Here is a 22976-nt window from a genome sequence, read left to right as displayed (position 1 = left end):
CGACGCCCTCTACTGCCCGTTTTACGTCGTCCGCTCGATCTCGCGAGCCGCGGCGAGGACTTCCTCGTGGACCTCGCCGTTCGAGGCGACGATCCCCTTCGAGTCGTGTCGCCAGCGGTCGCCCTCCAGGTCCGTCACGCGGCCGCCGGCCTGTCGAACCAGGTGGACGCCGGCGACGGTGTCCCACGGGTTGGCGGCGACGTTCGTGATCACGCCCTCGACGCCGCCGTCCGCGACGGCCGCGAGCGACGCCTGCGCGCAGCCGAAGCGGCGCAGGTCGGCGAAGCGGGAGACGATGGCCTCGCAGGCGCGGGCGTACTCGTCGCGGTGGTCGCGGTCCCACCAGATCGTCGGGACGACCGCGGCGCGTTCGGGGTCGGTCTCGTCGCTGACCGTGACCGGCTCGTCGTTGCGGAAGGCCGTCTCCGCGTCGGCCGTGTACGTGTCCCCGAGCGCGGGAAGCACCGTCGCCGCCGCGACCGGCTCCCCCGCCTCGACGGCGGCGACGGCGGTCGCCCAGGTCCGCATGTTCCGGACGTAGTTGTTCGTCCCGTCGATGGGGTCGATCACCCAGGCGGCGCCCGTGTCCGGGACCGCCTTCAGCTCGTCTTCCTCCTCGCCGACGATGGCGTCGTCCGGGAACTCCTTGCGGACGACGTCGACGACCTCGCGCTGCGCCGCGCGGTCGGCCTCGGTCACGACGTCCGTCTTCTCGCCTTTGGTCTCGACGGCGATGTCCGTCCGGAAGTGCTCGTGGGCGATCCGGGCCCCCGCGCGTGCCGCGCGCTCGGTGACCGTCGCCCGGTCGGCGTGGTCGCTCATACCGGGACTCGCGGGCGACGCGCCGTATACGCGTCGGTTCCGTCGCCGGAGTGGTATGCGCGTCGGGTCCGGCGCCAGGCTGGCGTGCGCGTCGGGTCCGGCGCCGCCCGGTCAGTTCCCTTTTAGTATCCCGGGGCAAAGCCGACGACGATGGCAGCCATTCCGGAAGAGGTCCGGGAGCAGCTCCTCCAGGAGATCGACCGGGCGCGAGCACAGATACGGGAGGGCGACGCCGACGCGGCGAGCGCCACGGTCCGCCGGATCGCCGGCATCGCGAGCGAGGAGCTTCCAGCCGACGACCGCGCCGAACAGCTCCTCCACGGCTGCGAGGAAGTGGAGTACCACGCCGCGGAGGACCCCGGCGTCGCCGTCGAGTATCTCAGGGCGATGCGGGACCGCGTCGCGGACGGGGGCGTCTCCGAGTAAGCCGCCCGCGGAAACGGCCCAAAAGTTCAGGGTCGACCCGGCTGGAACGAGTCACATGGTCGAAGCATTCTGCGACAGGTGCGGCGAGAAGTGGGAGTACACCGGCGACCGGCCGCCGGGGACGTACGTCGAGTGCCCGCAGTGTAAAGCCGACGTCGAGGTCCCGGAGGAGAGCGGATAGAGTCCCGGCCGGCCCGTTCACGGTTCGTCCGGCGCCCCGGACGGCTTGGGGTCCCTCGAGTCGTCGGGTTCACCAGCCACCGCGGGGCTGGTTCGGTTGTCGCGGATCTCGTCTCGTGGGTAGAACTACGGACGGCCAGGGCCCCAGCTTCCGGCGAGGCGAGACGACGACTCCTCCCCCGGTGGTTCTGCCAATAAATATATGACTGAGAGCGAATGTTTTTTGTATGATACTCCAGACTATCCGGTGTACATGTCAGCAAGCGACGTATCCGTTGCCCTGATGGAAGGGGAACAGGTGGAGATCAACGAGAGTCCCTCGATCGCCGCGTATCTCACACAGAACTTTCTGGTGTCGCTCATCACCTTCGGTATCGCACCACTCCTGTACGCGAAACAGTCATCCTTCGTGGTGACCGACGAGCGAGTCATTCTCCGTACGGGGATTCTCCGAACGGACACCACGGAGTACCGTATCGAGGACATCCAGCAGATCAACACGGGTCAATCGATCATCGAGAAGCTGTTAGGGGCAGGTAACGTCACCTTCAGTACGGCCGCCACCTCGACGGACATTACGTTCTACGGACTGAAGGACTACCAGAGCGTTACCAACACGATCCGTAACTACCAGCGCGAGAGCTAAGACGGACCCTAGATATGTCCGGAGGTTTACTGGCTGGATTACTGGGTATCTTTTTCGTCCTCGGGGTGTTCGCACTGCCGGTAGCGGTCGTCGTCGGAGCCTACACTGGGGCTATCGACGTCGGCTTCACCTCGGCGGTCGTCTCCCCAAGCAACCGCCAGTTGCCCGATAGTATCGGGCTCGATGCGAAGGAGGAACCGATCGTGGCGACCGTGGTTAAACGCTCACAGTGGCTTCCGCTGTTGTTCGTCGGGTTCGTACTGATACCCATCGGCTGGGGTATCGCGCTCATGGTGTACGCGTGGCGGCTCAGAAAACGACCGCAGTACGTGCTGACGAACCGGCGGCTAATCGTGGAAAACACGGACGCGACGGAGTCGTACGAGCTTAGCCGGGTCGGTCAGATCCAGACGGGATCGACGGTCGTGGAGTCCCTCCTGAGCCTGGGACACGCGACGTTCAGCATCGACCGCGGGAAACTGATCTCGGTCGGGTACCTCAGCGACCCCGAAACGATCGCCGCTCGATTCCGGTCGGTCGTCGAGAACTGAGGGTGCCCCTCCATCGTTTTTGAGTAGCTCGGGCGACGGGTCCGCGATGTCCTCGGCGATCGCCGGACGTTTTGTTCGGGTCGACGCCCTCGCCCGCGAGGACGTCGCGGCCGAGTTCCTGCGGACCATCCGCGAGCAGGCCGCCGACGCGGGCTTCGCGGGGCGACGTAAGCTTCCGATTCCGTCCAAAAGCTGGGGCTCGGGTAGCCGACGCACATCGTCGGAGCATTCCGGGGCGGCTGCCGAGAGAAGTGGGAGTGTACCGACCATCGGCCGTGGGGGACGTATGTCGAGTGTCCCGAGTGCGAGGCCGATGTCGAGTGTCCCGAGTGCGAGGCCGATGTCGAGTGTCCCCAGGGCGAGGCCGGTATCGAGTGTTCGCGGTAGGGACCGATGTCGAGGAACTCGGGGGGAGTGAGCCGGTCGGCGGGCGACGTGCCCGGGCGACGTGCCCGGGCGACTCGACCGACGCAGAGGGATTTCGAATACACGGATTCAGTACCGATTCAGATTCATTTTCAAAATTCCGGGACCATTTTGTTTCGCTAGATAACCACAACCGTAGTGAATCCGGCGGCCCAATAACCACATATGAGACGGACGAGCCCTGCTCGGGTGAGAGCGTGGCTCGCAAAGCACCAGTGCCGGGGTGATCGGGAATGGTAGTCGAGATCGTCCTCGAGGGACTGCGCCTCGCCGGGGAGATGGCCTGGGAAACCTGGTGGGCGCTCGTCCTCGGGTTCACCATCGCCGGCGTCGTCGAGACCTTCGTCAGCGAGGAGCGGATGTCCGCGGTCCTTGGCGGCGATGGCTGGCGCGAACTCGGGCTTGGGACCGTCTTCGGCGCCGCCTCCTCGTCGTGTTCGTTCGGCGCCGTCGCGACGACGAAGTCCCTGTTTAAAAAGGGCGCCTCGCCGCTGGCTAGCCTCGCCGCCTTCCAGTTCGCCTCGACGAACCTCGTCATCGAGCTGGGGCTGGTGATGTGGATCCTCCTCGGCTGGGAGTTCGTCCTCGCCGACTACGTGGCCGGGCTGATCCTCATCGGGCTCCTCGCGGGTACATTTAAATACGTCGTCCCCGACGCGTGGTTCGCGGCGTCCCGCGAGCACCTCCGGGAGTCGGAGGGCGTCCGTGACCCGTCCTGCGGGATGGAGGTCGACCCGACGAGCGACGACGTCGTCGAGCTCGAGACCGACGCTGGCACCGAGTACTTCTGCTCGGAGGCGTGCAAGCGCTCGTACGTCGAGGAACAGCGACAGCAGGACGCCGGCTGGCGGGAACGGTTCCGCAGCCGCGACGGCTGGCGGCTCGCCGCGAAGAACGCGCTCGGCGAATGGCGGATGCTCTGGACGGACATCGTCGCCGGCTTCTTGATCGCCGGGCTCATCGGCGCCTTCGTCCCGCGAAGCTGGTGGACGACGCTGTTCACGCTCGGGACCGAGGGCACCCTGGGATGGGTCGTCGCGAGCGCGATCTTCGGGGTCGTTATCGGCGTCGTCACCTTCGTCTGCTCGGTCGGGAACGTTCCGTTCGCGGTGATCCTCTGGAACAACGGCATCGCCTTCGGCGGCGTCATGTCGTTCATCTTCGCGGACCTCATCGTGCCGACGATCGACGACGCCTACCGGCGCTACTACGGCCTCCGGATGGCCGCGGTGCTGTTCGTTTCCATCTTCGTCACCGCCGTCATCTCCGGGGTCGTGATCCACTACCTCTGGGCGGGACTCGGACTGATACCGCCGCAGGGGACGGCCGGGGGAACGGCCCCGAAAGGATACACGACGGTGCTGAACGCCGTGTTCACCGTCCTCCTCCTCGCGGAGATCTACCTGGGGTACTGGTCGGACCGGGAGGAGCACGGCCGCGACACGACCGATCACCAGGCCGGCTGACGCACGGAACAAGGTGGGTCGGTCGTCGAGCGCGTCGCCCTCGGTAGCCTGCTACAGCGACTCGATGTCCGCGAGGATCTCCTGGGCGTGCTGTTCGGGGTCGACGCCCTCGTAGGCCAAGACGACCTCGCCGTCCGGGCCGACGACGTACGTGTTCCGGAAGACGCCGTCGAACTCGTTGCCGAACATCTGCTTCTCGCCGTAGGAGTCGTACTGGCTGGAGACGGACCCGTCCTCGTCCGAGAGCAGGTCGAACGGGAGGTCGTACTCCTCGGCGAACGGTTCGAGGTCGTCGACGGGGTCGTCGCTGATCCCGACCACGGCGACGTCGTGGTCCTCGAAGGTATCCCAGTTGTCGCGGAAGCTGCACGCCTCCGTCGTGCAGCCGGGTGTGTCGGCCCGCGGGTAGAAGTACACGACGACGTAGTCGGTGTCGAACGAGTCGAGCGAGACGTCCTCGCCGTCCTGATTCTGCAGCGTGAACTCCGGCGCCTGGGTGCCGACGTCGAGCATACAGGTGGCTCACCGCGATGTGTCAAAAGGGTCCCTATTCGCGCCGCTCGGCGTTTCTGTGTTGGCGACCGCTCGTGGACCTACTCCAGTCGCTCGGCCGCGTCCCGCTGGATCAGCGGTTCGGCGTTCGCTTCCGGTAGTGTCACCACGTCCTCGCTCGCGAGGTCGTACTCGCGCTCGTCGACCCCGAAGATGTCGCCGACGTCGGCGGTGATCCGGACGGTTGTCCGGTCTGTTTCGTCGGCTGGCTCGGTAGCCGTCGCCGGCGACTCGCCCGCTTCGGCCCGGTCGGAACTTTCCTTCACAGCCCCTTCCGGCGTCGCTTCCGCCGGCGCGTCCGTTCCGGCCTCGCCCGCATCCGGCGGCGGGGCGGTGTCCGGTTCGACCGGCGTGTGACCGGGCGGCGCGGACTCCGCCGGCTCGTCGCTCGGTGGCGACTCTGCCGGCTCCGAAGCCTCCGATGGTGGCCGGCCCTCGGACCCGCTCCCCTGCGGGTCGTCGTCCGAACCACCGACGCCCATCGCGTCGGCGAGCGTGCCGTCGTCCGGTTCGGCCGCTTCGCCCGTCTCGTCCGCGGGGTCGACGGCCGCCGGCTGATCGGACGCGATGTTCGGCTCCGGCTCCGGCGCGGTCGACGACGTCGACTCGCCGGCCGCGCCGGCGGCGTTGGCAGCGTCGGTGCCGGTGTTGGACGGCTCCGAGTCGCCGGTCAGCACGTCGAGGACTGACGCCTTGTTCTCGCTGATGCGCGCGACGAGGTCGTCGAACAGCGCGCGCTCCTGGCTGGTCATCCCCTCCTGCTCGACGGGCATGTCCGCGGCCTCGAAGGAGGCGAGCTTGACGACCTTGCCGACGCGACGCTCGTACAGCGCCTCGGCGACCTCCTCGGCCGTCTCGATCTCGTCGGACATCCGCCGGACGTCGTCGTCCTGGAACGGCTTCTCGACCTCCTCGGCGCGGCGGTCGCGTGCGGCCTTGAGGTCGGCGATGTACGCCGCGACGTCGTCGTAGAAGTCGTCGCGGAGATGCTGCAGGCTGTCCTTCCGTCGCTCTTTCGCCTGCACGGAGCGGAGTTCGTCCAGATTCATGCTTCGGGCACCTTGCGAGCCTCGTCGCGGGCCATGAGGAACATGCCCACGAACTCAGGTACAGAGTTCTCTCCCGGCTCCACAATGAAAGTATCGTCGCGCAGCTCGACGGTCCGCTGCTCGTCGGTCGCGACGGTGATCTCCCGGCCGACGAAGCGGTCGGGGACGGCGTCGACGAGCGGGTCGAAGTCGTCGAGGTCGTCAGGGTCGATCCGCGTGACGCGGAGCCCGCTGCCGCCGTGGAGCGTGCCCGGTAGCCGAATGAGTCGGCGCGTGTCGGTCGTGACCGGCTCGTCGATGGGCGAGGTCTCGTTCGCCCGGACGCGGCTGGCGAGCGCGTCGACGAGTCGGCGGACGCCAGGACCGCCCGCCTCGAGGTTCCCCTCGCTGACGGCGTCCGGATTCCGGCGGAACGCGCCGAGGATCGTCTCCGCGCGCCCCTCGCCGATTCCGTCGAGCTCCTGCAGGCGCTCCATGGCGTCCTCGTCGTCCATCTCGCGGAGCTCCTCGGCGTACTCGACGAGCGCCTCGTGGACGCGCGCGCCCCAGCCGCCGTTGGTCCGGAGGACGCGCTGGGTAGTCCCGCTCGCGGAGACCGTCTGGATGAGGTCGTCGGTGTCGAGGTCGATCGCGCGGATGTAGTCGACGATCTCGCGGCGTGCGTCGCTGTCGAGGGTCTGCACCGCCTCGTCGCGGACGTGGACGTGGTAGCCGCGCCCGCCGGAGAAGACGATCTGGAGGTCCTCGAAGCCGAAGTCGTTCTCCAGGAAGTCGAGCAGACGCTCCAGGGCGGCCTTACACGTCGCCAGCATCTCGGCGTAGGTGGCTTCCTCCGGGTCGATACTCGGCAGGTGGTCGGCGTCGAGATCGAAGACGAGGTCGGCCGACCGCCAGTCCTTCTTCGACATGGTCGACGCGCCGGGGTTGCCGTAGCGCGCCGCGGAGAAGTAGGCGTGCCGCGGCGCGGTTTCCTCGAAGAACGTGTCGAGGTCGCCGAGGTCGTACAGCGACTGGTGCCGGATCATCGTCGTCTCCGACCCCGGCGTCCACGGAATGTGACCCCACTCGCGCTCGTTGGCGTCCGGCGGCGGCGTGAGCGACGTGCTCCGGTAGTAATCGCCGAAGCGACCCTTGAGGTACTCACGAGTGCGGTCGTCCATCGCTCTCCGTTTCTACTGTCGACCGGACTAAAGGCGTTGTCGTTCGCACCGCTCCGAACGTGGGTCGCCCCCACGACGTCGTGGAAAGACCGGGAGCCTCCCAGGGACAATCAGCGGCGACACCTCGCGGTCAGGACGGGCACGACGCTCGACCACACTCTCTTATCCCAGGGCTCCTGAAGCCCCTACATGCGCGACGAAGCGGAGATCCGAGAGCAGTACGAGTTCCTCCAGGAGCAGCTCGACGACGAGAACATGCGCCACGAGGGCATCAAGGAGATGTTCACCTACTACAAACGAGCCCTCGGCTGGGTGCTCGAGGAGGAGCACATCTAATCGCCCGCCAGCGACGACGGTCTCCGACGGCCGTCCGAACCCCCTGGTGCGTGTTCTCACGACCCAAGCCTTTATTATGTGCCACGGAAAAGCCTCAAACGACGCTTCGCTTGGAGGGCCGAAGCGTCAGCGGGGACTGATTCAGGGCGGCAAGCAACCACGCGGTTCCCGCGTGGTTTGTTTTCCTTTCGGCTTATTCGGACAGTATCTACGATCTCGAGCAGGTTTCTGCGTGTCCAAACGGCGTCGAGCTCGATTCATCGGTCGGCCAAACTCCGCGGAGATGCAGCGACCGGATCCTGCCTGCACAAAATTCACCCAAACAGACACGAATCCCTGTCAAATCTGACAGGCGTCGTATCGTATTCTGAGGTTGACAGCAACGGTTCTCCCCAGTATCGTGCGTTGATCGGGGTGAATAGGTTTATAGTCAAAGATGATAGCGACATATTTATTTTCTCTCAACTCTAATATAGAAGTAGATCCGACCAATGTATGATCTGACAGGCTTCCAGCGAGACCTGTTGTACGTCATCGCTGGGCTCGACGAACCCCACGGGCTGGCGATCAAGGACGAACTCGAGGATTACTACGAGAAGGAGATCCACCACGGTCGACTCTACCCGAACCTCGACACGCTCGTCGAGAAGGGGCTCGTCGAGAAGGGGCAGCGCGACCGCCGGACGAACTACTACACGCTGACGAGTCGCGGTCGCCGCGAGATAGAGGCCCGCCAGGAGTGGGAAGGGCAGTACGTCGACGCGGAGTAAGGCCGCTCTCGCCACCGATTCTCTTTCAGTCCTGCCCGATAGCGTCGCCGCCGGGTCGTTTCTCGCCAGCAGTGCTGCTTTTCTCGCTGGCAACGCCGCTTTTGTCCCCGCTAACGCCGCTTTCGTCGCCAGCAACGTTGCTCTCGTCGCCGGCAAAGGTGTTCTCGTCGCCGGCGACGCTGTTTTCGTCGCCGACCACGTCGCTACCTCCATCGGCTTTCTCGGCGGGGGTGGCTTCGGCAGCCGTGCCGGCGGTCGCGTCGCGCCGGGGCTGGGTCGCCGCGGCGACGTCGAGTTTCTCGGTCCCGCTTCCGATGTGAACCAGTTCCGGCAGGACGATCTGTGCGAAGCGGACGACGACGACCAGCAGCATCGGCATCAGGAAGATCCCGTACCAGCCGAACAGCAGGGGGCCGAGGGTGTACGCCATCATGACCGCGCCGACGTGGAGCGAGCGGCCGGAAACGTACGGCCGGAGTATCAGGTCCGGGATCGAATCGACGAAGACGAATGAGACGCCCAGGAACAGCCCCGCGAACCAGAGCGACTCGATATCGCCGAGGACGAACGCGCGACCGACGAGGAAGATCGCCACCGGGACGTAGACGAGCTTCATTCCCACCACGGGCACCAGGCTCGCAACGCCGGCGAGGAGCCCGACGAGGGCCGCGGCGGGGATCAGCATCCCCTCGGGGGCGAAGACGTTCAGCAGTGAGTAGGTGATGGCTCCGATGGCGCCGGTGAGGAAGGCGTTGAGGATGTTGCCGAAGAAGATGCTCTGGAAGTCGTCGTCGACCGCGGTGAGGAAGGGGACGACGACCCCGTCGGACCTGTCGAAGGTCTCGACGAACCAGCGCCCGATCTTCGCGTCGTCCCGCAGCAAGTAGAACGCGAGCGCGACGACCAGGAACAGCTGGACCACGCCGACCCCGACGAGGATCAGGGTGTCCGCCGCCGAACCGAGGGTGTCCAGCAGCCGCCCCATCGACCCCGCCGAGATGTACGACCGGAGGTCGGCGGTGATGATGGCGCGCGGTTCCGCGATGGCCGCCAGTAGCTCGTCGTCCAGTTCCGGCAGCTGGATAGCTGTGGCGCGCTGGAACTGGCCGGCGGCGACGATGACGGTGTAGCCGACGAGCAGGAGCGCGGGGAGCGCGAGCGCGAAGATCGACACCGCGGCGGCGACGTTCGGGCGATGAACCCGGAGGCGGAGCCGACGGTACACGGGGCGGGTCGCGTAGTAGAGGAAGACCGCGAAGACGATGGTGCCGAGGAATGAGAGGGCGACGAACCCGACGACGACCGCGAGGAGGGCCCCGAACAGCCACCAGGCCAGCCGGCCGCGGTCCCACTCGAGCGTCATACTACAACCGGCGGACGCGACAGTAAAAACGTGTCGCGACCCGTCAGCGTCGCAGACGCGGGGCGACCGCGGTCGTGCGCGTCGGCGCGGGTCACTCCCGCGAGCATCTGCTCCGGCCACTCCCGCGAGCATCCGCTCCGGCCACTCCCGCGAACACCCGTGAGGTTTTACGAGCCCCTGCCGTACACCATCGGCATGTTGCCTGCGGACCTCTCGCCGTCGATCGTTCAGACCTTCGTCGGCGTCTCCTTCGAGGAACCGGTCGTCCGGCTCGCCCTCGCGACCGCCCTCGGTCTCTTCCTGGGGCTCGAGCGCGAGTGGTCGGACAAGCCGGCCGGCATCCGGACGTTCTCGCTGACGGCGCTTCTGGGCGCGGTGTTCACAATGCTGGCGATGCAGACGCCGTTCCTCTCGGACCTGCTCGTCGTCGCCGGCGCCGTCTTCGTCATCGTCATGGGCGTCCTCCTGGCGGTGGACGGCCTGCTCGCGGACACCCCGCGGGCGCTCGCACTGACGACGAGCGTCTCGCTGATGGTCGCGTACGGCGTGGGGATGCTCGTCGCGATCGGGCGCATCGTCGAGGGCGTCAGCGTCGCCGTCTTCTCGTCGCTCCTGCTCGTACTGAAACGCGAGCTCCACACCTTCGCCGGCAACCTTTCGCGGCGGGAGATCCGGTCGGCGACGGAGTTCGCCATCATCGCGTTCGTCGTCTACCCGCTGCTGCCGGCCGAGAGCGTCCAGGTCGGCAGCGTCGTACTCGAACCCCGGATCGCGTGGCTCATGGTGGTCACGGTGGCCGCTATCGGTATCGTCAACTACGTGCTCGTCCGGACGTACGGCGGCCACGGGATCGCCGTGACGGGCTTCTTCGGCGGGCTCGCGTCCTCGGCCGCCGTCGTCGGCGCGATGATCGACCACATCAACCAGCACCCGGGGAGCGCGAACTACGGCGTCGCGGCGGTCCTGCTGTCGAACGCGGCCATGGCGCTCCGGAACCTCGGGATCGCCGTCGCGTTCACGGTGACCGCGGGGACCGCGATGCTCTGGGACATCGCCATCCCGCTGGGGTCGATCGCGGTTGCGAGCGTCGTCATCTCCTACCTCGTCGCGGAGTGGGACACGACGATCGAGATGGAGATCGAGAACCCGTTCTCGCTCCGGAACGCGCTGGCGTTCGGCTCGGTGTTCCTGTTCATCCTCGCCGGCTCGGCCATCGCGCAGGCGGAGTTCGGCACGGCGGGGCTGTACGCCGGGGCGTTCATCTCCGGGCTCGTCTCCTCGGCGGGCGTCGCCACCTCGACGGTCCTCCTCTTCCGGAGCGGGACCGTCGACGCGACGGCGGCCACGGTCGCGATCCTCTTCGCGACGACCGCGAGCATCGTCGTCAAGACGGTCCTCGCGGCCGGCGGCACGAAGGAGTTCTTCCGCCGCGTCTCGGTCTGGAGCGCCGTCACCCTCGCCGTCGGCTTCCTCGCGACCGCGCTCATGCACGTTGCCTGACTCGATCGCGGGGTCGCCGGCGACCCTGCGGGCCGCGGTGCCCGACAGGCGAAATCTGACGCCACCATAAGCGCGACTGCCGGGATCAACCGATCGAAACCGGGCGACTGCTTGGAGTTTTCTCCAACTTGCTCTGCCCGAGACTGGATTTAACTGCCCCCGGTGTGAGGGGGGTGTATGGATCGCGACACCGTCGAACCCCAGGTCGACGACCTCCCCGGGGACCGCGCCCGGGAGTGGGTCGAGTACCATCACGAGTCGGCTGCACCGAGCACGTACGTGTACGACTTCGTCTGGGACCGGTCGGCGCCCGCCGAGGGCCCGTTCTGTACCGACGTCGACGGCAACGTCCTGCTCGATTTCACGAGCCACGTCGCCGCGGCGCCGCTCGGGTACAACAACCCCCTGATCATGGACGAACTGGAGGAGTTCGACCTCGTCGACCCGCTGAAGATCGCGGGCCAGGACTTCTACGTCTCCGGCGGCGGCGAACCCGGTGGCGACGACGCCCTCCCCGGTCCGGCCGACCTGATGGACCGGCTCACGGACCTCACCAGCCACTACGACATGGACACCGTGTTCCTCTCGAACTCCGGCGCGGAGGCCGTCGAGAACGGGCTCAAGATCGCCTACGACGAGAGCGACGGCGGGAAGTACGGGATCACCTTCGAGGGCGCCTTCCACGGTCGGACGCTCGGCACGCTCTCGCTGAACCGCTCGAAGGAGGTCTACCGGCGCAACTTCCCCGAGATCAGCTCCATCCACGACGTCCCCTTCTGTGACGACGCGGGCAGCGACCCCGAGAGCTGCTCGTGCGGCTTCTTCGTCGACGGTGAGTCCCGGCTCCGGAAGAAGCTCGACCCGGACCGCGGTCACATCAACCCCGACGAGGTCGCGTACGTGATCATGGAGCCGATTCAGGGCGAGGGCGGCTACCGCTTCCCCTCGGAGGCGTTCATGGACGAGATCGCGGCGCTCACCGACGAGCACGACATCACGCTCATCGCGGACGAGATCCAGTCGGGCGTCGGCCGGACCGGCGAGATGTGGGCCTCCGACCACTACGCCATCGAACCCGACGTCATCACGAGCGCGAAGGGGCTCCGCGTCGGCGCGACGGTCTCGCGCTCGGACGTCTTCCCCGAGGAGAAGAGCCGCCTCTCCTCGACGTGGGGCGCCGGCGACATCATCGCCTCCCTACAGGGCGTGCTCACCCTCGACGCCATCCAGGAGGAGAACCTGATGGCGAACGCAACCGAACGCGGGCGCCAGTTCCAGGAGACCCTCCGCGACGCCGACCTCGACGGCGTCGTCGACGTCCGCGGCAAGGGGCTCATGCTCGCCGCCGAGTTCGAGTCCAAGGAGCTCCGCGACGACGTCGTCGACGCCGCGCTCTCGCGTGGGCTACTGACGCTCTCGTGCGGCTACAAAGTCCTCCGCTTCCTCCCGCCGATGGACGTGACCGGACGCGAGATCGAACTCGGCGTCGACCTGCTGACGAAGGCCGTGCAGGACGTGAACTGACTGAAATCGGGAGGTACGGGAGCGGTTTTTTGGAGGATTTTGTTTATAAGTTGAAGGGGAAGGATCAGACGGCGCTGGGCTTGACGGCACTGCAGACTTCTTGAAAGCCCTCGGCCGCTCTTTATAAAGTGGATTGAAGAGGTGATACGGACTTGTGCTTGACAGCACCGCAAACACCTCGAAAGCCCTCGGCCGCTCGCGGTCGCTGCGCAACATATCCGCGCCTCTCCGCACCGCCCGGCGCGGATAGAGGTCGTCGCAGCGACTCCCCTTCGGCGCGACCGGCCGTCGCCCTTTCAGTCCGCCAGGACCAGGACAGCAACAGCAACGGCGCCGCGACCACACAGCGACCGCAAGCCTCGGCCCTCCCCAGCCTCGGCCGGGGCGCGCCGGGACCACACCGCGCCGGCGCGCCCCGGCCTCCCTCGCACGCGTTGCTCGCGCGCGCCATCGCCCTCGCGCCGCGACCGCCCAGCAGCTGGGGCTTTCTAACCATGCCGAGTGGTCACAAGCGACGACAGCCAGATTTGTTTATAAGCGCGGCCGCCTCAGCGGCTGAGGCTTTCGAAGCATGCTGAGTGGTGTCGCAGGCGACGACAGCCGGATTTGTTTATAAGTGGGTCCGTTCAACGGCTAGGGATTTCGAAGCATCTCGAGTGGTCTCGCAAGCGGCAACAACCGGTCTCATTTATAAGCACAACCGCTCGGCAGTCGGACTGGACCGAGAGAATCACCTCGAGAACTCCCACCGACGATCCATCCACACTATCCCGCCTTCCGGTCTCCCACTTACATCTGATACCGACGTTCGTCGTCGCGGGGCGGCGGACTGCTCCCGGTCATCTCGTCGTAGGTCATGTCGGAGAGGTACTCGTCGTAGGTGACGTCGTACGCGCTCCGGAGCTGAAAGTCGAGGTCGCCGGTGTCGACGCTCTGCCGGAACAGCGCGTGGATCCCGCGCCGGACCAGCTCCTCGGGGTCGGTGCCGAAGGCGGCCGCGAGCATCGCGAGCTCCGTGCGCGCCTCGCGCGGGAGTTCGACCTCGACCTCGTCGCCGAGGTCGCTGTACGTGTCCTCTACGTCCGCCGAAAGCTCGTCGAGCGACATGGGCGGAACGTCGGCGCCCGGGCGGAAACGGGTTTCGACGCGGGACCCGTCGCCGGCGACCTCGCCCGACCGTATGGACGCGGCGCGCGGAGACGCGCCGCCACGGAGACGCGCCGCCGCGCGATCACCATCGCTAAGCGGCCCGAGTCCCCAGACCGGACCATGACTCAGGAGGGCGTCGAGATCGAGGACGGCGACGCGCCCGCGCTGCCGTCGGCCCCCGACGAACGCGACGCGATCCGGTCGGCGCTCGTCGAGTGGTACGAGGCCGACCACCGCGACTTCCCCTGGCGCCGGACCGAGGACCCCTACGAGATCCTCGTGAGCGAGGTGATGAGCCAGCAGACGCAGCTCGACCGCGTCGTCCCCGCGTGGGAGGCGTTCCTGGACCGGTGGCCCGCGCCCGCGGACCTCGCGGCGGCCGAGCGCGGCGACGTCGTCGGCTTCTGGTCGAGCCACTCGCTCGGGTACAACAACCGCGCGAAGTACCTCCACGAGGCGGCCACGCAGATCGTCGAGGACTACGACGGCGAGTTCCCCCGGACCCCCGACGAGCTCTCGGAGCTGATGGGCGTCGGGCCGTACACAGCCAACGCCGTCGCCTCCTTCGCGTTCAACAACGGCGAGGCCGTCGTCGACACCAACGTCAAGCGCGTCCTGCATCGCGCGTTCGACGTGCCCGATGACGACGACGCGTTCGAAAGGGTCGCCTCGCTCGTGATGCCCGACGGCGAGTCGCGCGTCTGGAACAACGCCATCATGGAGCTCGGCGGCGTCGCCTGCGGCAAGAGTCCCGATTGCGACACGGCCGGCTGCCCCTGGCGCGAGTGGTGCCACGCCTACGAGACGGGCGACTTCACCGCGCCCGACGTGCCCGAGCAGCCCAGCTTCGAGGGGAGTCGCCGGCAGTTCCGGGGGCGCGTCATCTCCACGCTGAAGGAGTTCGACGAGCTCGCGCTGGACGACCTCGGGCCCCGGATTCGCGTCGACTACGCGCCGAACGGCGAGTACGGCCGGGAGTGGCTCGCCGGGCTCGTCGAGGACCTCGCCGACGACGACCTGGTGACCGTCGACGAGGACGACGACGGCGCGACGGTGGCCAGGCTTCGTCGGTAGCGGGTAACCCCCCTGGCGGTCCGGTGTGTCGGACTCTCGTGGACAAACATGGCGTAATCCGACGGCGGCCGAAGTTCGCGATCGGACTCATCGACGACCCTGAAACCGCACTCGGGTCGACTGCTCGACTCGAGCGTGCAGGTCGCCTGCCCTGGTAGCTGGCCGATCGGTGCTCAGAAACCGGCAAAACGTGCGCAGTCTTTTTAAAAGTGCAGCGGGTACCCTGCGACACACTATCATGGTCCTCTACGATCGGATTCTGGTGCCGACGGACGGTTCGGCGGAAGGGGAGCAGGCCGTCGAGCACGCGCTCCAGCTCGCGGCCGCCCACGGCGCCAGCGTCCACGCGCTGTACGTCATCAACACGGCGAGCTACGCGGGGTTGCCGATGGAGTCCTCGTGGGACGGTATCGACGACCTCCTGCGCTCGGACGCGGACGCCGCGGTCCGCGACGTCGAGGCTGTCGCGGAGCCGTACGACGTCGACGTGACGACCGCCGTCGTCGAAGGATCGCCGAGCCGCGAGATCATCCGCTACGCCGAGGAGGAGGGCTGCGACATCGTCGTGATGGGCACCCACGGCCGAGGGGGTATCGACCGGCTCCTGCTCGGCAGCGTCGCCGAGAAGGTCGTCCGCGGGTCGAGCGTCCCCGTGCTCACGGTTCGACTCGGTGAGGAGGGACCGCCGGAGTTCGGTGAGGGGGAGGTCGCGTCCGGTTCGGCCGAGGAGGACGAAACCAACATCTCGGAATCGGCCGGCCCGGAAGCGTCCGGGAGCAGTTGAGGCGTCGGCGTTCGAACCGGAACCAGCGTCAGAACAGGACCGTTTTTCCGCCGAGACCGGACCGGATTCTCAGGTCGGGCGAACGTGCTCACAGTCGCCCGCCAGCACCCGCTCTCGCCCCTCGTCCGTCTCGACGACGAGCGCGCCGGGGAACTCGACGTCGACGGCCTCGCCCTCGATGACGCCGCTGCCCGTCTCCACCCTGACCTGCTGACCGATCGTCTCGGCGTAGTCGCGCCACGCGGGGAGCACCGTCTCGGGTGCTTCCGCGAGGTCGTGGAACTCCTCGAGCACGCGCTGGAGGAACACGCGGCGGTCGACGTCGCCGACCTGCTCCCGGAGGCTCGTCGCGCCCGGCGGGAGGGCCGCGGCGTCGACGTTGGCGTTGACGCCGATGCCGACGACGAGCCAGTTCACGCGGTCGGCCTCGCCCTCCATCTCGGTGAGGATGCCGGCCAGCTTGTGGCCGCCACGGCTGGGTGTCGACTCCGCGTCGGCCGAGCCGTCGTCGCCGCTGTCCCCGTCACCCTCCTCGCCGCCGTCCCCGTCACCCTCCTCGCCGCCGTCCCCTCCCCCGTCACCGACGACTAGCACGTCGTTCGGCCACTTGATCGTCGCGTGGACGCCGGCCTCGCGGCAGGCCCGGGTCGTCGCCACGGCCGCGGCGAGGGTGAATATCGGCGCGTGCGCCGGTGGCACGTCCGGCCGGAGGACGATAGAGACGTACACGCCGCCGGACGGTGCCGACCACTCGCGGTCGAGTCGGCCGCGGCCGCCCGTCTGCTCGTCCGCGACGACCGCGACGTCGGCGGCGCCCTCGCCGGCCAGCTCACGCGCGCGCTCGTTCGTCGATCCGATGGACTCGTGGAACTCGACGTCGTACGGTGCGTCGAGGTCGAAGGCGACGGCGTCGCCGCCGAACGCCGGCGTGTCGACGACCTCGTACCCCTCGTCGGTGCTCTCGATGGCGAAGCCGGCGTCCCGGAGGCCCTCGATCTGTTTCCAGACGGCAGCGCGGGAGACGCCCTCGGCCTCGGCGAACTCCGGCCCGGAGACGGGGCCCTCGGCGAGTTCCTCCAGCAATCGGCGGCGAACGTCGCTCATGCGAGGGCGTTGGTCGGTCGGTGGTAAAAACGTACACCGTTGCGGGCTCCCCGACGACGTTGCCCATGGCGATCCGGCGTCGATACTTACATTTCCGCCCACGCACGAACGGGACACATGGTTACGTTCCTCGCCGGCGGGACCGGCACGCCGAAGCTGCTCGACGGCGCGACGCGCCTGTGGGACCCCGCCGACGTGACGGTCGTCGGCAACACGGGCGACGACGTCGAGCTCGGCGGCCACCTCGTCTGTCCCGACGTCGACACCGTCCTCTTCCACGGCGGGGGCGTCCTCGACCGCGAAACGTGGTGGGGGATCGCCGACGACACGACGGCGACACACGAGGAGCTGCTCCGGCTCGCCGACGAAGCCGGGCTCGAACGCGGCCCGCGCTACCTCGACGACGAAGCCCAGACGAGCGGCCGCGAGATCGCGCGCTGGCGACGGTTCTCCGGCGTCGCCGAGTTCATGGAGATCGGTGACCGCGACCGCGCAGTCCACGTCACGCGCACGAGCCTGCTCGACGAGGGGCGCTCGCTGACCGCGGTCACGCGGACGCTCGCGGACGCCTTCGACCTCGAGATCGACCTGCTCCCGATGTCGGACGACCCCGTGGCGACCATCGTCCACACCGACGAGGGACCGATGCACTTCCAGGAGTTCTGGGTCGCGCGCCGCGGGGAGCCGACCGTCGAGGACGTCGAGTTCCGCGGCGGGGACCAGGCCGCCCCGACCGACGCCGTGCTGGACGCCCTCGCGGAGCCGGTCGTTATCGGTCCGTCGAACCCGGTGACGAGCATCGGCCCGATGCTGGCGCTGCCGGGCGTCGAGAACGCACTGCGGGAAACCCCCGCCGTCGCCGTCTCCCCGTTCATCGAGGACCAGGTGTTCTCCGGTCCGGCGAACCAGCTGATGGCGGGCGTCGGGGAGACGCCGACCACCGCGGGCGTCGCGGACGTCTACCCCTTCGCTGACGCGTTCGTCCTCGACGACGAGGACGGCACCGACCTGGACCGCCCGGTCGTCCGGACCGACACCCGGATCGACGACGCCGACGACGCCGAGCGCGTCGCCCGCGCGTGCCGAACCGCGCTGGAGGGGGTCTCGTGACGCCCGACGACGAAACGGCGGACTCGGGGGGAGACGTGCCCTTCGACCCAGCGGTTGCGGCGGCCAGCCTCAGCGGCCAGGCGGACGCCGCGTGGGCCGAACGGGCCACGCCCCACGTCGGCTGCGCGTTCCTCGGCGGCGTCTCGCTGGACCCCGCCAGTCGTGCCGCGGCTCGCGACCTCGTGGAGCGCGATCGCGACGAGTTCCTGCCCGAGCGGCCGCTCGCGTTCGTCGACGCCCAGCTCGAAGCCCTCGCCGAGGCGCCGCTCCGTGCCGGCGTCAACCTCCGGAGCGCGACACCGGCCCCGATCCGCGAGGCTGCAGCGGTCTGTGCCGACCACGACGCCATCGCGGAGGTCAACGCGCACTGTCGCCAGCCGGAGCTCAAGGCCGTCGGCTGCGGCGAATCGCTCCTCCAGGAACCGGACCGGCTCGCGGACCACGTCGCGGCGGCCGCGGACGCCGGCGCGACGGTGAGCGTGAAGGTCCGCACGGAGGTCCCGGGCGTCGACCTCGCAGAGGTGGCCCGGACGGTCGAGCGGGCCGGGGCCGACCTCATACACGTCGACGCGATGGACTCGGAGGTCGTCGTCGCCGACGTCGCGAACGCCACCGACCTGTTCGTAGTCGCGAACAACGAGGTCCGGGACCGAGAGAGCGTGCGGGAGTACCTCGAGTACGGCGCGGACGCCGTCAGCGTCGGGCGACCGAGCGACGACCCGCGGGTGCTCTCCCGGGTCGCGGCGGCCGTCGCGTCGGCGGGGGATGTCGACGAGTCGGCCGGAGACGAGACTGAATCGTCGAGTGCCGCCGAGGAGGTCCGGCAGTGACGCCAGCGTCCGGACCTCTGCCGGCCCCCGAGCGTTCGCCCGCCGACAACGCCCAGCTGGCGCTGCTGCTGGAGGTCGCCGGGACGCCGAAGCCCGGAAACGTCGACAGGCAGCGCGACCTCGACGACCTCCGGTTCGAGCACTTCCTGACCGGAGCGGTCGGCGCCCGCGAGGGGCTGGAGCGCGCCGAATCCGGCGCACGCGTCGGGCACGCCTTCGAGCGCGCCGTCGCGGGGATGGGGCGGCAAGGCGGTGGCAACACGCAGTTCGGCTGCCTACTGCTGCTGGCGCCGCTCGTGCGAACCGTCGCGAGCGAGGCGGCGCTGTCGCCGTCGGCCGTCGACCGCGTCGTCCGGGCGACGACCGTCGACGACGCCGTCGACTTCTACCGCGCGTTCGAACACGTCGACGTCGCCGTCGGCGACCCGCCGAGCGACGCGCCCGCGCTCGACGTCCGCCGCGGGGGCGACGCGGCGCCCACGCTCCGCGAGCGAGAGCTGACGCTCTACGACGTGATGGCGCTCTCCGCGGAGCCCGACGAGGGGGTCCCGGACGCGAACGCGACGGAGTGGGTCGGCGAGTTTACCCGTTCGTTCGCCGCCGCCGAGGGGATCCTCGCCGACGACGGCCCGGTCCTCGACAGGGTCGCGCGGGCGTTCCTCCGGCTGCTCGCCGAGGCCCCCGACACGCTGGTTGCGACACACCACGACGCGGACGTCGCGCGCGACGTCATGCAGCGCGCGGCCGCGGTCGGTAACGACCTCGTCGCCGCCGAGGAGCTCGCGGCGGAGTTCCGCGAGGAGGGGATCAATCCGGGAACCACGGCCGATCTCACCTGCGCGGCGACGTTCATCGCGCTCGAACGGGGGCTCGAACTGTGACCGGGGAGGGGGAAGACGGACGAGCCGAGGCCGAACCGACCGCCGAGCCGGACGAGTGGCCCGTCGACCTCCGGGGTGTCACGGAGACCGTCGTCGCGACGCTCGGCCCGAACGACCTGTGGAACATGGCCGCCCTGGGGGTGCACGCACCGGGGAGCGACGACGAGACTGCTGCGGTCACCGCTCGCACGTACGGGCGGACGCGAACGCGACGCAACTTCGAAGCGCGGGGCGGGGGCGTCGTCCAGTTCACCACGGATCCCCGGGAGTTCGTCGACGCGGCGCTGACGGTTCGGGAGGAGCACGACCCGGTGCTTCCCGGCGCGGACGCCTGGGTGGAGGTCGAGGCGACGCGCGTCGACGCGGCCCAGCAGGGGGACACGGAGATCGTCACGTGGGAGCTTTCGCCCGTCGAGAGCGAGGTGCTCGCGGAGCGCGTGCCGACGATCAATCGCGGGTTCGGCGCCGTCGTCGACGCGACCGTGGCCGCCTCCCGGCTCGACGTGCCCGACTTCGACGAGGAGGAGCTCCTCACGCGGCTGGCGTACTTCGCGGACACGGTCGAGCGGTGCGGCGGGCCCCGCGAGCGCGAGGCGTTTGCCACGATCGACGAGGTCACGAACTGGCGGGAGCGTCGCTGAATCCGTGCGTCGGGCCGAACCGGAACGAACCCTTTTAGTTTGCGCCGCGGGTATCGGCCCGTATGGCTATCAAACCCAAGTACATCAAACAGCTCGGCAACGCGCTCCTCGAGCGCTACCCCGACTCGTTCAACACGGACTTCGAGACGAACAAGGAGAGCGTCGACAAGCTCACGACCGTGGAATCGAAGGGCGTCCGCAACCGGATCGCCGGCTACGTCACGCGCAAGAAGACGCAGCCGACCGCCGCGTAACTCGGTCGCTTTCTCGCCGTAGCTTTACCCGGGAAGCCGAGGCCAAGACCACGGGATGGAGCCGTTCGTCCGTCCCGTCGTCGACCCCGGCTTCGCAGCTGCGGCGCTCGCGTTTCTCCTCGGCGGCGCCGCGCTCGGGACCCTCAGCGGCCTCCTGCCGGGACTTCACGCGAACAACTTCGCGCTCCTCCTCGCCGGCTTCGCGCCGAGCACCCCAGCGGATCCGCTGTTAGTCGGCGTCGCGATGCTGGGTGCCGGCGTCGTTCACACCTTCCTCGACGTGGTTCCCGCGCTCGCGCTGGGCGTTCCCGACGCCGCGATGGCCGTTGCCTCGCTGCCGGGCCACCGCCTCGTCATCGCCGGGCGCGGCCGGGAGGCGGTCCGGCTCTCCGCGATCGGCTCCGGCGCCGCCGTCGCGCTCGCGCTCCCGCTGGCCGTGCCGGTGACCTGGCTCATGGTCCGGCTCTATCCGCTCGTCCGCGCGCATCTCTCGCTGCTCCTCGGGGGCGTCGTGGTCTTTCTCGTTCTCACGGAATCCTCGCGCCACGCAGCGGTCGGCGGGTTCGCCGCCTTCGCGGCGAGCGCCGCGCTCGGAGTGGTGGCGCTGGACGTGAGGCCTGCGGCGCCGCTCGACACCGGCGGGATGCTCGTCCCGCTGTTCGCGGGGCTGTTCGGCGCCCCGGTCGTCGTCGAATCCGTCCGCGGCTCCGGGATCCCGCCGCAGGCCGACGCACGGATCGCGATGGCGCCGCGCTCCCTCGGGATCACGGCCGGCGCCGGGTCGCTCGCCGGGGCCGTCGTCGGCTACATTCCGGGGGTCTCGGCCGCGATCGCGGCGATCCTCGCGCTGCCCGCAGTCCCCGAAGACGACGCCGACCGCGGGTTCGTCGTCGCCACCAGCGGTGCGTCGACGGCGAACACCATTTTCGCGCTGTTCGCGCTCGTCGCCCTCGGCACGCCCCGGACCGGCGTGATGGTCGCGCTCGACCGGGCGAAGGTGCCGTTCGCGCTCCCGATCCTGCTCGTCGCCGCGACGCTCGGCGCCGTGTCCGGCTTCTGTCTGCTCCTCCTCGTCGGGGACGCCTACCTTCGACTGGTGGGGGCGGTGAACTACGCACGGCTCTCGGTTGCGGTCCTGCTTCTGCTTCTCACGGTTTCGTACCTGTTCGCGGGCGTCGTCGGCGTCGTCGCGTTCGCCGGGGCGACGGTGCTGGGGCTGGTTCCGCCTCGCATGGGGGCTCGGCGGGTCCACCTGATGGGGGTGTTGATCGGGCCGATCCTCCTCAGCTGAGCCCGGGGCAAAGAACAACGGTTAAAAGTCACGCGCCGGTTCTACTGAGTATGAGCGAAACCCACCAGCAGGCGGACGAGAAGTGCGTCTCCTGTGGTATCAAGGTGTCCGGGACGAACGCCGCCCGGTTCAAGTGCCCGGACTGTGGCACGCAGATCAGCCGCTGCGCGACCTGCCGCAAGCAGAGCAACCTCTACGAGTGTCCTGACTGCGGCTTCCGGGGGCCCTAACGATGGGCGACGTTGCAGCCAAGATCAAGGTCATGCCGAACAACCCGGACGTCGACCTCGACTCGCTGCAGGAGCAGCTCGAGGCGGCGCTCCCCCAGGGCGCGAAGATCCGCGGCTTCGAGCGCGAGGACGTCGCGTTCGGCCTCGTCGCCCTCCTGCCGACGGTCATCGTTCCGGACGACGCTGGTGGGACGGAAGCCGTCGAGGAGGCCTTCTCCGACATTGACGACATCGAGTCCGTCTCCGTCGAAAGCGTCGGTCGTCTTTAAATAGCGCTCAGTTCGTTTTGCGTTTCGTTAGTCGTACTGGATAGCCTCGCCCATCTTTGGAACGTTGTAGGCTGCTATTGATATGCTGATTTGCACAGGTGAGACGGTCGCGCTCCATACAGCACTGCGACCTCCTTGAAACCCCTCAGCTTCTCTTATTTATAAGAGATATTTATAGGTGCAGACGCTGCTGCGCTTGTCATCACCGCAAACACCCAGAAAACGCTCGGCCGTTCGTTTTGTGCGGGGTTGGACAGGTGATACGGGCTTGCTCTCGACAGCACCGCAAATACCCAGAAAGCCCTCGGCAGCTCGCGGTCGCTCCGCGGCATATCCGCGGCTCTCAGCACCGCCCGCCGCGGATAGGGGCCGTCGGAGCGACTCCCCTCCGGCGCGAGCGGCCGTCGCCCTTTCAGTCCGCCAGGACCGCAACAGCGACCGCGACAGCACCGCCCAGCTACCGCAAGCCTCGGCCCTCCCCAGCCTCGGCCGGCGCCGGAACCGCACCGCCTCGGCGCCGGCCTCCCTCGCACGCGTTGCTCGCGCGCGCCGCCGCACCCGCGCCGCGACCACCCGGCAGCCGCCGCG

The 22976-nt window shown here is 68.4% G+C and carries 26 protein-coding genes; 19 read left to right on the top strand and 7 right to left on the bottom strand.

The window, feature by feature from the left end; all coding sequences use genetic code 11:
• Positions 1-21 precede the first annotated feature (21 nt).
• Positions 22-822 carry an inositol monophosphatase family protein gene (locus ACQE3M_RS10120; protein WP_430505485.1) on the bottom strand — a complete coding sequence of 267 codons (801 nt, stop codon included), beginning with the start codon at positions 820-822 and terminating at the stop codon, positions 22-24.
• A gap of 150 nt (positions 823-972) precedes the next feature.
• Between ACQE3M_RS10120 and ACQE3M_RS10115 the strand changes: the two genes are divergently transcribed.
• The 5 genes from ACQE3M_RS10115 to ACQE3M_RS10095 all read left to right on the top strand — a co-directional run bounded on the left by ACQE3M_RS10115 (position 973) and on the right by ACQE3M_RS10095 (position 4517).
• Positions 973-1248, top strand: a complete 276-nt coding sequence (locus tag ACQE3M_RS10115; protein ID WP_430505484.1) for a DUF8101 family protein — start codon at positions 973-975, stop codon at positions 1246-1248.
• 55 nt (positions 1249-1303) lie between these two features.
• On the top strand, positions 1304-1429 hold the full coding sequence (locus ACQE3M_RS10110; RefSeq protein WP_430505483.1) for a hypothetical protein: 126 nt from the start codon (positions 1304-1306) through the stop codon (positions 1427-1429).
• Positions 1430-1681: 252 nt separating this feature from the next.
• Positions 1682-2074, top strand: coding sequence for a PH domain-containing protein (locus ACQE3M_RS10105; RefSeq protein WP_430505482.1), 393 nt, complete (start codon positions 1682-1684; stop codon positions 2072-2074).
• A 65-nt stretch (positions 2075-2139) separates the two neighbouring features.
• Entirely contained in the window at positions 2140-2625 is a 486-nt protein-coding gene (locus ACQE3M_RS10100) for a hypothetical protein (RefSeq protein WP_430505481.1), read from the top strand.
• 659 nt (positions 2626-3284) lie between these two features.
• Complete coding sequence (locus ACQE3M_RS10095; RefSeq protein ID WP_430505480.1) at positions 3285-4517, top strand: permease; 1233 nt, start codon at positions 3285-3287, stop codon at positions 4515-4517.
• Positions 4518-4568: 51 nt separating this feature from the next.
• Here the strand turns inward: ACQE3M_RS10095 and bcp are convergent, their stop codons facing one another.
• The 3 genes from bcp to priS form a co-directional block, all read right to left on the bottom strand.
• Positions 4569-5030: a thioredoxin-dependent thiol peroxidase gene (gene bcp / locus ACQE3M_RS10090; protein WP_430505479.1), complete on the bottom strand. Its 462-nt coding sequence runs from the start codon at positions 5028-5030 to the stop codon at positions 4569-4571.
• 80 nt (positions 5031-5110) lie between these two features.
• On the bottom strand, positions 5111-6118 hold the full coding sequence (locus ACQE3M_RS10085; protein WP_430505478.1) for a DNA replication complex subunit Gins51: 1008 nt from the start codon (positions 6116-6118) through the stop codon (positions 5111-5113).
• Entirely contained in the window at positions 6115-7278 is a 1164-nt protein-coding gene (gene priS, locus ACQE3M_RS10080) for a DNA primase small subunit PriS (RefSeq protein ID WP_430505477.1), read from the bottom strand. The genes ACQE3M_RS10085 and priS overlap by 4 nt, the downstream gene beginning before the upstream one ends.
• A gap of 189 nt (positions 7279-7467) precedes the next feature.
• Between priS and ACQE3M_RS10075 the strand changes: the two genes are divergently transcribed.
• Positions 7468-7614, top strand: a complete 147-nt coding sequence (locus tag ACQE3M_RS10075) for a hypothetical protein (RefSeq protein ID WP_430505476.1) — start codon at positions 7468-7470, stop codon at positions 7612-7614.
• A 491-nt stretch (positions 7615-8105) separates the two neighbouring features.
• Positions 8106-8384 carry a PadR family transcriptional regulator gene (locus ACQE3M_RS10070; RefSeq protein ID WP_430505475.1) on the top strand — a complete coding sequence of 93 codons (279 nt, stop codon included), beginning with the start codon at positions 8106-8108 and terminating at the stop codon, positions 8382-8384.
• A 25-nt stretch (positions 8385-8409) separates the two neighbouring features.
• On the opposite strand, the gene ACQE3M_RS10065 is transcribed toward ACQE3M_RS10070, so the two are convergent.
• A complete protein-coding gene (locus tag ACQE3M_RS10065) occupies positions 8410-9747 on the bottom strand; it encodes an AI-2E family transporter (protein ID WP_430505474.1) in 1338 nt (445 codons plus the stop codon).
• Between the two features lie 195 nt (positions 9748-9942).
• Here ACQE3M_RS10065 and ACQE3M_RS10060 point away from each other — a divergent pair, with 195 nt between their 5' ends.
• Entirely contained in the window at positions 9943-11247 is a 1305-nt protein-coding gene (locus tag ACQE3M_RS10060; RefSeq protein WP_430505473.1) for an MgtC/SapB family protein, read from the top strand.
• 177 nt (positions 11248-11424) lie between these two features.
• A complete protein-coding gene (locus ACQE3M_RS10055) occupies positions 11425-12771 on the top strand; it encodes an aminotransferase class III-fold pyridoxal phosphate-dependent enzyme (protein ID WP_430505472.1) in 1347 nt (448 codons plus the stop codon).
• A 789-nt stretch (positions 12772-13560) separates the two neighbouring features.
• Here the strand turns inward: ACQE3M_RS10055 and ACQE3M_RS10050 are convergent.
• On the bottom strand, positions 13561-13878 hold the full coding sequence (locus ACQE3M_RS10050; protein WP_430505471.1) for a hypothetical protein: 318 nt from the start codon (positions 13876-13878) through the stop codon (positions 13561-13563).
• A gap of 162 nt (positions 13879-14040) precedes the next feature.
• Between ACQE3M_RS10050 and ACQE3M_RS10045 the strand changes: the two genes are divergently transcribed.
• Together ACQE3M_RS10045 and ACQE3M_RS10040 are read left to right on the top strand one after the other, a co-directional pair.
• Complete coding sequence (locus tag ACQE3M_RS10045; protein ID WP_430505470.1) at positions 14041-14994, top strand: HhH-GPD family protein; 954 nt, start codon at positions 14041-14043, stop codon at positions 14992-14994.
• 238 nt (positions 14995-15232) lie between these two features.
• Positions 15233-15778: a universal stress protein gene (locus tag ACQE3M_RS10040; RefSeq protein WP_430505469.1), complete on the top strand. Its 546-nt coding sequence runs from the start codon at positions 15233-15235 to the stop codon at positions 15776-15778.
• A 69-nt stretch (positions 15779-15847) separates the two neighbouring features.
• On the opposite strand, the gene ACQE3M_RS10035 is transcribed toward ACQE3M_RS10040, so the two are convergent.
• Positions 15848-16882: a biotin--[acetyl-CoA-carboxylase] ligase gene (locus ACQE3M_RS10035; RefSeq protein ID WP_430505468.1), complete on the bottom strand. Its 1035-nt coding sequence runs from the start codon at positions 16880-16882 to the stop codon at positions 15848-15850.
• A 117-nt stretch (positions 16883-16999) separates the two neighbouring features.
• Here ACQE3M_RS10035 and cofD point away from each other — a divergent pair, with 117 nt between their 5' ends.
• From cofD to ACQE3M_RS09995, 8 genes are all read left to right on the top strand, one after another.
• On the top strand, positions 17000-17992 hold the full coding sequence (gene cofD, locus ACQE3M_RS10030) for a 2-phospho-L-lactate transferase (RefSeq protein ID WP_430505467.1): 993 nt from the start codon (positions 17000-17002) through the stop codon (positions 17990-17992).
• Positions 17989-18822: a tRNA-dihydrouridine synthase gene (locus tag ACQE3M_RS10025; RefSeq protein WP_430505466.1), complete on the top strand. Its 834-nt coding sequence runs from the start codon at positions 17989-17991 to the stop codon at positions 18820-18822. Before cofD ends, ACQE3M_RS10025 begins: the two co-directional genes overlap by 4 nt.
• Positions 18819-19703, top strand: a complete 885-nt coding sequence (locus ACQE3M_RS10020; protein WP_430505465.1) for a triphosphoribosyl-dephospho-CoA synthase — start codon at positions 18819-18821, stop codon at positions 19701-19703. Before ACQE3M_RS10025 ends, ACQE3M_RS10020 begins: the two co-directional genes overlap by 4 nt.
• Positions 19700-20344 (top strand): DUF447 domain-containing protein, encoded by a 645-nt coding sequence (locus ACQE3M_RS10015; protein WP_430505464.1) that lies wholly within the window; start codon positions 19700-19702, stop codon positions 20342-20344. Before ACQE3M_RS10020 ends, ACQE3M_RS10015 begins: the two co-directional genes overlap by 4 nt.
• A 62-nt stretch (positions 20345-20406) precedes the next feature.
• Complete coding sequence (locus ACQE3M_RS10010; RefSeq protein WP_430505463.1) at positions 20407-20598, top strand: 30S ribosomal protein S17e; 192 nt, start codon at positions 20407-20409, stop codon at positions 20596-20598.
• Between the two features lie 55 nt (positions 20599-20653).
• Positions 20654-21889, top strand: a complete 1236-nt coding sequence (locus ACQE3M_RS10005) for a tripartite tricarboxylate transporter permease (RefSeq protein WP_430505462.1) — start codon at positions 20654-20656, stop codon at positions 21887-21889.
• Positions 21890-21939: 50 nt separating this feature from the next.
• Complete coding sequence (locus tag ACQE3M_RS10000) at positions 21940-22119, top strand: HVO_2753 family zinc finger protein (protein WP_430505461.1); 180 nt, start codon at positions 21940-21942, stop codon at positions 22117-22119.
• A gap of 2 nt (positions 22120-22121) precedes the next feature.
• Entirely contained in the window at positions 22122-22388 is a 267-nt protein-coding gene (locus ACQE3M_RS09995) for an elongation factor 1-beta (RefSeq protein ID WP_430505460.1), read from the top strand.
• Positions 22389-22976: the final 588 nt, after the last annotated feature.

This window comes from Halosubterraneus shenae (assembly GCF_050510935.1).
Classification (GTDB): Archaea; Halobacteriota; Halobacteria; order Halobacteriales; family Haloferacaceae; genus JBDGPU01.
This window is presented reverse-complemented; position numbering and strand designations above follow the sequence as displayed.

Excerpts from the sequence above, each read along its gene's own strand:
- ACQE3M_RS10105 (WP_430505482.1), top strand. The coding sequence starts at position 1,682 with ATGTCAGCAAGCGACGTATCCGTTGCCCTGATGGAAGGGGAACAGGTG.
- ACQE3M_RS10010 (WP_430505463.1), top strand. The coding sequence starts at position 20,407 with ATGGCTATCAAACCCAAGTACATCAAACAGCTCGGCAACGCGCTCCTC.
- ACQE3M_RS10050 (WP_430505471.1), bottom strand. The coding sequence starts at position 13,878 with ATGTCGCTCGACGAGCTTTCGGCGGACGTAGAGGACACGTACAGCGAC.
- ACQE3M_RS10000 (WP_430505461.1), top strand. The coding sequence starts at position 21,940 with ATGAGCGAAACCCACCAGCAGGCGGACGAGAAGTGCGTCTCCTGTGGT.
- ACQE3M_RS10065 (WP_430505474.1), bottom strand. The coding sequence starts at position 9,747 with ATGACGCTCGAGTGGGACCGCGGCCGGCTGGCCTGGTGGCTGTTCGGG.
- cofD (WP_430505467.1), top strand. The coding sequence starts at position 17,000 with ATGGTTACGTTCCTCGCCGGCGGGACCGGCACGCCGAAGCTGCTCGAC.
- ACQE3M_RS10095 (WP_430505480.1), top strand. The coding sequence starts at position 3,285 with ATGGTAGTCGAGATCGTCCTCGAGGGACTGCGCCTCGCCGGGGAGATG.
- ACQE3M_RS10005 (WP_430505462.1), top strand. The coding sequence starts at position 20,654 with ATGGAGCCGTTCGTCCGTCCCGTCGTCGACCCCGGCTTCGCAGCTGCG.
- ACQE3M_RS10035 (WP_430505468.1), bottom strand. The coding sequence starts at position 16,882 with ATGAGCGACGTTCGCCGCCGATTGCTGGAGGAACTCGCCGAGGGCCCC.
- ACQE3M_RS10045 (WP_430505470.1), top strand. The coding sequence starts at position 14,041 with ATGACTCAGGAGGGCGTCGAGATCGAGGACGGCGACGCGCCCGCGCTG.
- ACQE3M_RS10070 (WP_430505475.1), top strand. The coding sequence starts at position 8,106 with ATGTATGATCTGACAGGCTTCCAGCGAGACCTGTTGTACGTCATCGCT.
- ACQE3M_RS10085 (WP_430505478.1), bottom strand. The coding sequence starts at position 6,118 with ATGAATCTGGACGAACTCCGCTCCGTGCAGGCGAAAGAGCGACGGAAG.
- ACQE3M_RS10075 (WP_430505476.1), top strand. The coding sequence starts at position 7,468 with ATGCGCGACGAAGCGGAGATCCGAGAGCAGTACGAGTTCCTCCAGGAG.
- ACQE3M_RS10120 (WP_430505485.1), bottom strand. The coding sequence starts at position 822 with ATGAGCGACCACGCCGACCGGGCGACGGTCACCGAGCGCGCGGCACGC.
- priS (WP_430505477.1), bottom strand. The coding sequence starts at position 7,278 with ATGGACGACCGCACTCGTGAGTACCTCAAGGGTCGCTTCGGCGATTAC.
- ACQE3M_RS10040 (WP_430505469.1), top strand. The coding sequence starts at position 15,233 with ATGGTCCTCTACGATCGGATTCTGGTGCCGACGGACGGTTCGGCGGAA.
- ACQE3M_RS09995 (WP_430505460.1), top strand. The coding sequence starts at position 22,122 with ATGGGCGACGTTGCAGCCAAGATCAAGGTCATGCCGAACAACCCGGAC.
- ACQE3M_RS10060 (WP_430505473.1), top strand. The coding sequence starts at position 9,943 with ATGTTGCCTGCGGACCTCTCGCCGTCGATCGTTCAGACCTTCGTCGGC.
- bcp (WP_430505479.1), bottom strand. The coding sequence starts at position 5,030 with ATGCTCGACGTCGGCACCCAGGCGCCGGAGTTCACGCTGCAGAATCAG.
- ACQE3M_RS10115 (WP_430505484.1), top strand. The coding sequence starts at position 973 with ATGGCAGCCATTCCGGAAGAGGTCCGGGAGCAGCTCCTCCAGGAGATC.
- ACQE3M_RS10055 (WP_430505472.1), top strand. The coding sequence starts at position 11,425 with ATGGATCGCGACACCGTCGAACCCCAGGTCGACGACCTCCCCGGGGAC.
- ACQE3M_RS10110 (WP_430505483.1), top strand. The coding sequence starts at position 1,304 with ATGGTCGAAGCATTCTGCGACAGGTGCGGCGAGAAGTGGGAGTACACC.